Origin of the sequence: Xanthomonas sp. SHU 166 (assembly GCF_000364685.1) — a bacterium.
Lineage (GTDB): Bacteria > Pseudomonadota > Gammaproteobacteria > Xanthomonadales > Xanthomonadaceae > Xanthomonas_A > Xanthomonas_A sontii.
Window position 1 is genome coordinate 1 of record NZ_AQOJ01000901.1, and the last position, 7,838, is coordinate 7,838.

Genomic DNA, 7,838 nt, shown 5'->3' on the forward strand with positions numbered 1-7,838 from the left:
CGGGCGGTGCGGCAATCGGGGGTGTGCACCCACTGCAGTCATCGGTCTACCTCAAGCGATCGAGATGCGTATCGTAGAGGCTGTGAGGTAGCCTGAGGTGAGCGCGGCGCGTTCGCTGCGCGCCGCGTGCCCCCCGTGTCGCATCTCGGTCGTGTGGCCGCTCAGCGCGCCGCGGTCGGCAGTTCGTCCCAGACCTTGGGATCTTCAGCGCCCAGCACCCAGCAGCTGAAGCCTTCCAGACCGTACTGCTTGGTCAGCTCGTAGCGGGCGCGGAAGCTGCGCGCATCCGGGCGGAACACCCATTCGCGCATGTCGTCGCGGTAGAAGTAGAACCACGACTCCTGCTCCACCGGGTCCCATTGCACGGTGGCGTGCTGCTCTTCCGCCAGCGGGAACGATTCGTCGGCATCGATGTAGTCGGCGGTGATGTTGGAGGCTTCGGTGCCGTCGGGCTTGACCGGATTGCCGGTGTACCAGCGGTAGCCGTAGGTGGCGATGCCCAGCGACAGCTTGTCCTTCGGCACCTGGGTCAGCGCGTAGTCCAGGTGCTTCTTCATCCACACCATGCCGTCCACCGGGCCGGGCGCGGTCCAGCGGGTGTGCTGGTCGTAGGTCATCAGGCTGATCAGGTCGGCCGAGGCGCTCAGCGCCTTGAGGTCGTAGGCGCCGCGCCAGTACTCCCACATCCACTTGGCGAAGGCGCCGCCCTCGGCATAGCCAGGCGCGTTCGGCACCACCGCCACCGACAGCTTGAAGCCGGCCTTGTGCAGCGCCTCGGCGGTCTGCTTGACCATCAGCGAGTAGGCGTCGCGGTCGGTCCAGGCGATGCTCTCGAAATCGAACTGGAAGCCGTAGTAGCCGTGCTTGCGGCCGTGGATCAGCAGCGCCTGGATCATGCGCTGCTTGGCGTCCTCGTCGTGCAGCAGCTTGTGGAAGCCCTCGCGGCCGGCGGTCATCGACAGGATCGGCATCACCCGCAGCTTGTGCTGCTTGGCGATCTCGTACAGGTACATGTTCGGGGTGCCGTTGACCAGGCCACTCTGGTCCACGCCGTACCAGGTCGGCACCACCACGTCGATCTTGTCGAGGTGGGCCAGGAACGAATTGGTCGATTTCTGCGTGTTCATCAGATAGAACAGCGCAGTCGGGTTCTTGGCCATGGCCGGCCCGCAGGCCAGGGCGAGGGCGAACAGCAGCCCTGCGAAACGCTTCATCATCGGGAGGGATCCGTTGGCGGAGTGGGGGAGGACAGGTCGATGCGGAACACGTAGGCGTGTTCGCCCACCGGCTTGGCCGGCAGGCGCAGGTGCAGGCCGTCGGCGCGTTGCTCGAACGGCACCGGCTTGCCGTTGGCGAGCAGGGTGACGCCGCGCACGCCATCGGCCGGCTTCAGCGAGCGGATCAGCGCCTGGCCGTCGGCCGGCCAGCCCAGCTCGATCGCGTACAGCGCGCCGTGGCCGGTGGTGAAGCGGAAATCCTCGGGCGTGTACGGCTTGGTCTTGGTGTCCTGGAAGGTGCCGCCGACCACTTCGGTCGGGCCTTCGCCGTAGGTGCGCCACGGCGTGCTGTCGTAGATCGCCTCGCCGTTGGTCTTGAGCCACTTGCCGATCGACAGCAGGATCGTGCGTTCGGTGTCCGGGATCGAGCCGTCGGCGCGCGGGCCGATGTTGAGCATCAGGTTGCCGTTCTTGCTGACCACGTCCACCAGCATGTGGATGATGAAGGTCGGCGTCTTGTAGGTGTCGTTCTCGACATAGCCCCACGAGGCGTTGCTGACCGAGGTGTCGGTCTGCCAGTGCGTGGGATGGATGCCGGTGAGCTGGCCGCGCTCGATATCGAGCGTGCCGGCACCTTCGGGGAAGGCGCCGAGCTTGTAGTTCACCACCACGCCGCCCTTGTCTGCGCCGTGGTTGTAGTAGTACGACAGCATGGTCGGCAGGGTGCCGCGGAAGGTCGGGTGCGCGATCCACCAGTCGAAATAGATCAGGTCCGGGTCGTAGCGGTCGATCAGCTCGGTGGTACGCGCCAGCCAGTCGTCCAGCCAGGCCTGCGACACCGGGGTCCAGTCGTTGGTGACGTCGGCGTCGTCCTTGCCCGGCAGGCGGATCTGCGCCGGGCCGTACAGGCCGGCGTAGCGTGGGTCGTTGACGTCCGAGTCGAACTGGCGGCCGCCGTCGAAGAACCAGTCGTGCTCGGCGCGGTGCGAGGACAGGCCGAAATGCAGGCCCTGTGCGCGGATCGCCTTGGACAGCTCGCCGATCACGTCGCGCTTGGGACCCATCTTCACCGCGGTCCAGTCCGACAGCTGCGAGTCGTACATCGCGAAGCCGTCGTGGTGTTCGGCCACCGGCACCACGTAGCGGGCGCCGGCATCGCGGAACAGGGTGGCCCAGGCCTGCGGATCGAACTTGGGCGCGGTGAACAGCGGGATCAGGTCCTTGTAGCCGAAGCGCGACTGCGGGCCGTAGGTTTCCCGATGGTGCAGGTAGTCCTTGCTGCCCTGCTGATACATGTTGCGCGAATACCACTCGTTGCCGAAGGCCGGCACCGAGAACACGCCCCAATGGATGAAGATGCCGAACTTGGCGTTGTCGTACCAGGACGGCGAGCGGTACTGCTTGAGCGAGGTCCAGTCGGGTCGGAACGGTCCGCCGCGCGCGCCATCGTTGGCTTCGCGCACCAGCCGCGCGCGTTCGGGCGCGTACTTGGCGGTGGCCTGCAGCCACTGCTGGTCGATCTGTTCCGGACTGAGGGTGGTGGCGGTGGGCGCGGTCGGCGACGGCGCATCCGCGGCGCCGGCGGGCAGGGCCGTCAGCGCGAGCATGAGGGCCAGCGCGCTGGCCAGGGTCTGGCGTGCGGCTCCGGCGTGGCGGGATCGGTCCGCACGGGGGCGGGTCTCGGTCGTCATGGAACGGCACTCCTTGTTGCAGAAGACGATGCCGGCGCCGCCGCGCCGGACACGAAAAAGCGCGCCACCGTGGAGGGACGGTGGCGCGCCGGTGCTACATCAGAACTTGAAGTTCAGCTGCGCCTGGTAGCCGCGGCCGTTCTTGTACATGCCGATCGGCGCGTACTTGACCTCGTTGTACCAGTAGTAGGTCGAGTCGAGCAGGTTGGTCGCGCTGAAGCTCACGCTCATCCAGTCGTTGATCTCGTACGAGGCGGTCAGATCCAGCTGCTTGTACTCGTCGGTGAACACCTGCGAGTTCAGGCGGCCGACCTGGGTGAAGTACTTGGAGCGGTAGCTGTAGTTCAGGCGCACCATCCACGGACCGTTTTCCCAGTAGGGGATCACGTTGTAGGTGTTCTTCGACAGGTACGGCAGGTTCAGGCCGGTGCTGGCGTCGGCGGTGGCGTAGGTGTAGTTCGCCTGCAGACCGAAGCCGTAGCCGAAGGCCTGCTGGTAGTTCAGCGAGGCGCCCTTGACCTTGGCGTCGGAGGCGTTGATCGGCGAGGTCACCGTGAACAGGCCGCTCACGCCGCTCACCGCATCGGTCAGCTGCTGCTGCGAGGTGGTGGTGACGATGTACGAGCTGATGTCGCGATAGAACAGTTCCGCCGACAGCATGCTGGACGGGGCGAAGTACCACTCGGCGGCCAGATCGTAGTTGGTCGACTCGTAGGGCTTCAGGTCCGGGTTGCCGCCGCTGGCGGTCAGGTTGCCGTTGCTGCTGTTGATGGTGAACGAGCCGGCCAGGTCGCCGTAGCGCGGACGTGCCATCACCTTGGCCACGGAGAAGCGCAGCACCTTGTCGGTATCCAGATCGTAGGCCAGGTTGAAGCTCGGCAGCGGCTTGTAGTACTGCTTGCTCACCTGGGTCTGGTTGTAGGTGGCGCCGCCATCGGCGCTCTGCCAGTACAGCGACTTGTCCTTGGTGTCGACATAACGCACGCCCAGGTTGCCGCGCCACGCGCCGGACTCGAAGTTCAGCTGCGCGTACAGGTCGCTGGTGATTTCCTTGACGTCGAACGAGGAGCCGTAGTCGCGGTTGTACGGACCCTGCGGCTGGCCGCGCAGGTAGCTGATCACCGAGTTGAGGTTGGCGGTCGGCCAGTTGGTCAGGTCGCCGCTGGCGCCCAGGCCGTCGTACAGACCGCTCGGGGTGGTGCCGGGGCTGAAGTCGGTCAGCGAAATCGCATTGGTGGTGTTGATGCGGTTGCCGCGGGCGTCGACGCCGTTGTCGTGGTTGATGTACTTGTAGCCGAGCTGCAGCTTGTTCAGCGGGCCCCAGTCCAGATCGCGGGCGGCGTCGAACTGGAAGTACTTCTCCTTGTCCGTGCTCTTGGCGTAGTAGATGCCGCCGGCCTGCATCGCCGAAGCGGCAGTGGAACCGGGCGCCAGGCCGGCCGGCGAACCGACCAGACCCCAGTTGGCGGCACTGGCGTTGTCGTAGTTGACGTCGGTGTGGCTGCCGTCGTAACCGAAGTTGTAGCCACCGTCCTTCAGCAGGAACTTCATCAGGTATTCGGGGTTCTTGCCGCCGGTGGCCTCGGTGGTGCCGACCTGCGAGGTGAACACCCACTTGTCGCCGTAGAAGTCGTGGCGCAGATTCAGGCTCTTGGTGGTGACGGTGCTTTCGCGGTAGTTGGTGTCCAACTGCGCATACGGCTGCTTGCCGTTGCCGGCGCCATCGGTGACCGTGGCCTGGGTGATGTAGCCGTTCTGCACGGTCGCGCTGGTGATCTTGTCCTGGTCGCCGCAGCCCGGGCAGACGTAGCGCGATTCGCTGAAGTTGTTGTACTTGCCCTTGATGTAGATGCCGGTCAGGTTGAACTCGTTCTGATCGTTCGGCTTCCACTGCAGCGCGCCCTGCAGGCCGTTGCGCTCGCGGGTCTGCTGGAAGAAGGCGCTATTGATGCCCACCGGGATCTTGGCGGTCGCGACGTTACCGCCGTCGCCGGAGATGCGCGCGGTCGGCGGGATGCCGGCGCCGGTGTTGTAGCCGAAGAACTCGATGCCGGCGCGCGACAGATCCTGCTTGTCGTGGGTGGCGGAGATCAACGCGCCGAAGGTCTCGTCGTCGTTCTTCCAGCTCCACAGCGCCGAGCCGCGCGGATTGCCTTCTTCCGAACGGTCGTTGTAGTTGTAGCCGATCGAGCCGCGGATGGTGTTCTTCGGCAGGTCCAGCGGCTTGCGGGTGTGCACGATCACGGTGCCGCCGATCGAGCCTTCGTCGATGCGGGCTTCCGGGGTCTTGTAGACCTCCATCAGGCCGATGATTTCCGGCGACAGCAGGGTGTAGTTGAAGGTGCGGCCGCTGGTGTCGGTCGGGTTGCCGCCCCAGTCGCCCGAGGCGATGGTCTGGCCATTGAGCAGCACGCGGTTCAGCGCCGGGTCGGTGCCGTTGATGCTGACCTTCTCGCCTTCGCCGAACTGGCGGTCCACGCTGATGCCCGGCAGGTGCGCCAGCGACTCGGCGGCATTGGTGTCCGGGAACTTGCCGATGTCCTCGGCGCTGATCGCATCGACGATGGAGTTGGCCGAGCGCTTCACCGACTGGCTCTTCTCGAGCGAGGCGCGGTAACCGGTGACGGTGATGGCATCCAGCTGCTGGACGTTCTTGGAATCCGCGTTGGCGGAAGCGGGCGCTTCCTGCGCGGCGGCGTTACCGGACAGGTACAGCGCGGCCATGATGCTGAGGGCTAAGGTAGTGGTGCGGCTATTCATTGGCTAAACCTCTGGGTGAGTACTTGGGCATGAGGTGCAACCGATGTTCCGGCGTGCTGGCCGCTGCCCGGCCTTGTGGATGGCGCCGCGCCTGGTGGCGCTGCGCGGATCGCATCTCGATGCGCGTCGTCCGGTCGCTGACGCGGAAGTAGCCAACCGGCGGCATCGAGGGCGCCAGTCCTTCCTGTGTTCCTGCAGGTAACAACCAAGTCCAGCAATACAGCAGTGCACCTTGTCGCCTGATCCGGACGCCGCTGCGTCCGGCCCGGCTCGGGGCGTGGTTTCGTCGGTTCGGGGATGCCGGTCGCAGCGTCAGCGCGCGTCCTGCCACTTGGCGCGGGAGGAGCGGCGATGCGTCGCTGTGTCTGAATCCCCTGAACGTGGCATGTCTTGAAGTTGTAAAACTTGTGTGAGCCGAGTCTGTCGTAGCGCTGACAGCGTTGTCAACACCCGTTTCACGTGGTTTTGACGAATGCAAGCAAGGCTCGCCGCGGCATCTTTCCGGAGGCTTTCGCGGCCCTTCCGCCGCGTCTCCTAGGTGCTTGTCTACAAAAGAAAACATGCCCGCGGATGGGTGCAACGGGCCTGCGTTGGCCGCGAGGCCCTGGTGTGGCAGGCGCTGCCGGTTGGCCGGGCGTGTGGCAGAAATTTGTGCAATGCGGCGAAATTTTGCGACGGATGTTCACCCATGCAACGCGCCATGCGATCGACCACTCGAACGGCCGGGCGATCCGGCCGATGAAGTCGCAGTGGTGAAGACAAAACGACAAACGGGTGAAATTCACCTTGACAACGTTGTCAAGGTGGTCCGACACTCGATCGATCAATCTGCCGAATCGGCATGCGCCTGCTCTGGCGTAACGGGAGAAGATGTGTCCGCAAGCAGTTCATCAGTGGCAGCGGCCGTGCCGCGCGCCGAGCCCTTCATTGCTGCCGATGTCGGCGGAACCCATGTCCGGATCGGCCTGGTCGCACGCGCTGCCGGTGCCGGCCCGGCGCCGTCCGTCGATGTGCTGGACTATCGCAAATACCGCTGCGCCGATTACCCCGGTCTGGCCGAGATCATCGGCGAGTTCCTGGGCCAGGTGCAGGGGCCGAAGCCGACCCGTGGGGTGATCGCCAGCGCCGGTTACGCGCTCGAAGATGGTCGCGTCATCACCACCAATCTGCCGTGGACGCTGTCGCCGCCGGAAATTCGCGAGCGGCTGGGCCTGAAGGCACTGCATCTGGTCAACGATTTCGAAGCGGTGGCGTATGCGGCCGCGTCGATGGACGCCAGCGAAGTGCTGCATCTGACCGGGCCGCGCAAGGCGCAGCGCGGGCCTGCGCTGGTGATCGGTCCGGGCACCGGTCTCGGCGCCGCGGTGTGGATTCCGACCCAGGGCGGCGCCATGGTGCTGGCCACCGAGGCCGGCCATGCCGCGCTGCCGATCGGCAACGATCTGGAACTGGCGCTGGCGCAGCGGCTGTTGCGCGATTGCTCCTATGTGCCGATGGAGCATTTCCTGTCCGGCCCGGGCCTGCTCAATCTCTATCGCGTGCTGTGCGAGCTGCGTGGCGCCACGCCTGCGCATGCCGCACCGAGCGACATCACCGCGGCTGCACTGGCCGGCGACGATCCGCTCGCGCACGAGGCACTGTCCGCGTTCTGCGGCCTGCTCGGCAGCGTGGTCGGCGACATGGCGCTGCTGTACGGCGTGCAGGGTGGCATCTATCTGGCCGGCGGCTTCCTGCCGCAGATCGGCGCGTTCCTGTCCGCCAGCAGCTTCGTCGAGCGCTACTTGAACAAGGGCGCGATGCGTCCTGCGCTGGAGCAGATCCCAGTAAAGCTGGTCGAGCATGGCCAGCTCGGGGTGATCGGCGCGGCGAACTGGTTCCTGCAGCAGCGCCACTGAGCGGCCCGGCGCGGCGGTGGCCGCGCCGACGGGTGGCGTCCCGCAACGCCGGCGCGGCGCGCCTGGCGTGCCGTAGCGCGTCGACACATATGTATGTCCCATGCCTGCGGCGCCTGCGTTGCGGCGCCGCTGTCTGCAGCGTCATCGCCTGCCTGAACTCACAGGTCGCCGTGATGCGCCTGCAGCGCCGCGATCGCGGCCAGGCCGGCGGTTTCGGTGCGCAGGATGCGCGGCCCCAGGCGCAGGCCGACGAAGCCGGCCGCCTCCAGCGTGGC

General features: G+C 66.0%; 5 protein-coding genes. 1 reads left to right on the top strand and 4 read right to left on the bottom strand.

Going from position 1 to position 7,838, the window contains the following annotated elements:
* Positions 1–161: 161 nt before the first annotated feature.
* The 3 genes from D180_RS20305 to D180_RS20315 form a co-directional block, all read right to left on the bottom strand.
* Entirely contained in the window at positions 162–1,214 is a 1,053-nt protein-coding gene (locus D180_RS20305) for a glycosyl hydrolase family 18 protein (RefSeq protein ID WP_017914211.1), read from the bottom strand.
* Positions 1,214–2,908 carry an alpha-L-fucosidase gene (locus tag D180_RS20310; protein WP_017914212.1) on the bottom strand — a complete coding sequence of 565 codons (1,695 nt, stop codon included), beginning with the start codon at positions 2,906–2,908 and terminating at the stop codon, positions 1,214–1,216. The genes D180_RS20305 and D180_RS20310 overlap by 1 nt, the downstream gene beginning before the upstream one ends.
* Positions 2,909–3,007: 99 nt before the next feature.
* Positions 3,008–5,668, bottom strand: a complete 2,661-nt coding sequence (locus tag D180_RS20315; RefSeq protein WP_026144664.1) for a TonB-dependent receptor — start codon at positions 5,666–5,668, stop codon at positions 3,008–3,010.
* An 872-nt stretch (positions 5,669–6,540) separates the two neighbouring features.
* Between D180_RS20315 and D180_RS20320 the strand changes: the two genes are divergently transcribed.
* Positions 6,541–7,563: a glucokinase family protein gene (locus D180_RS20320; RefSeq protein WP_043091452.1), complete on the top strand. Its 1,023-nt coding sequence runs from the start codon at positions 6,541–6,543 to the stop codon at positions 7,561–7,563.
* Between the two features lie 158 nt (positions 7,564–7,721).
* Here the strand turns inward: D180_RS20320 and D180_RS23160 are convergent.
* The coding region (locus D180_RS23160) for a 16S rRNA (uracil(1498)-N(3))-methyltransferase (protein ID WP_198526587.1) at positions 7,722–7,838 on the bottom strand (117 nt) is incomplete at its 5' end.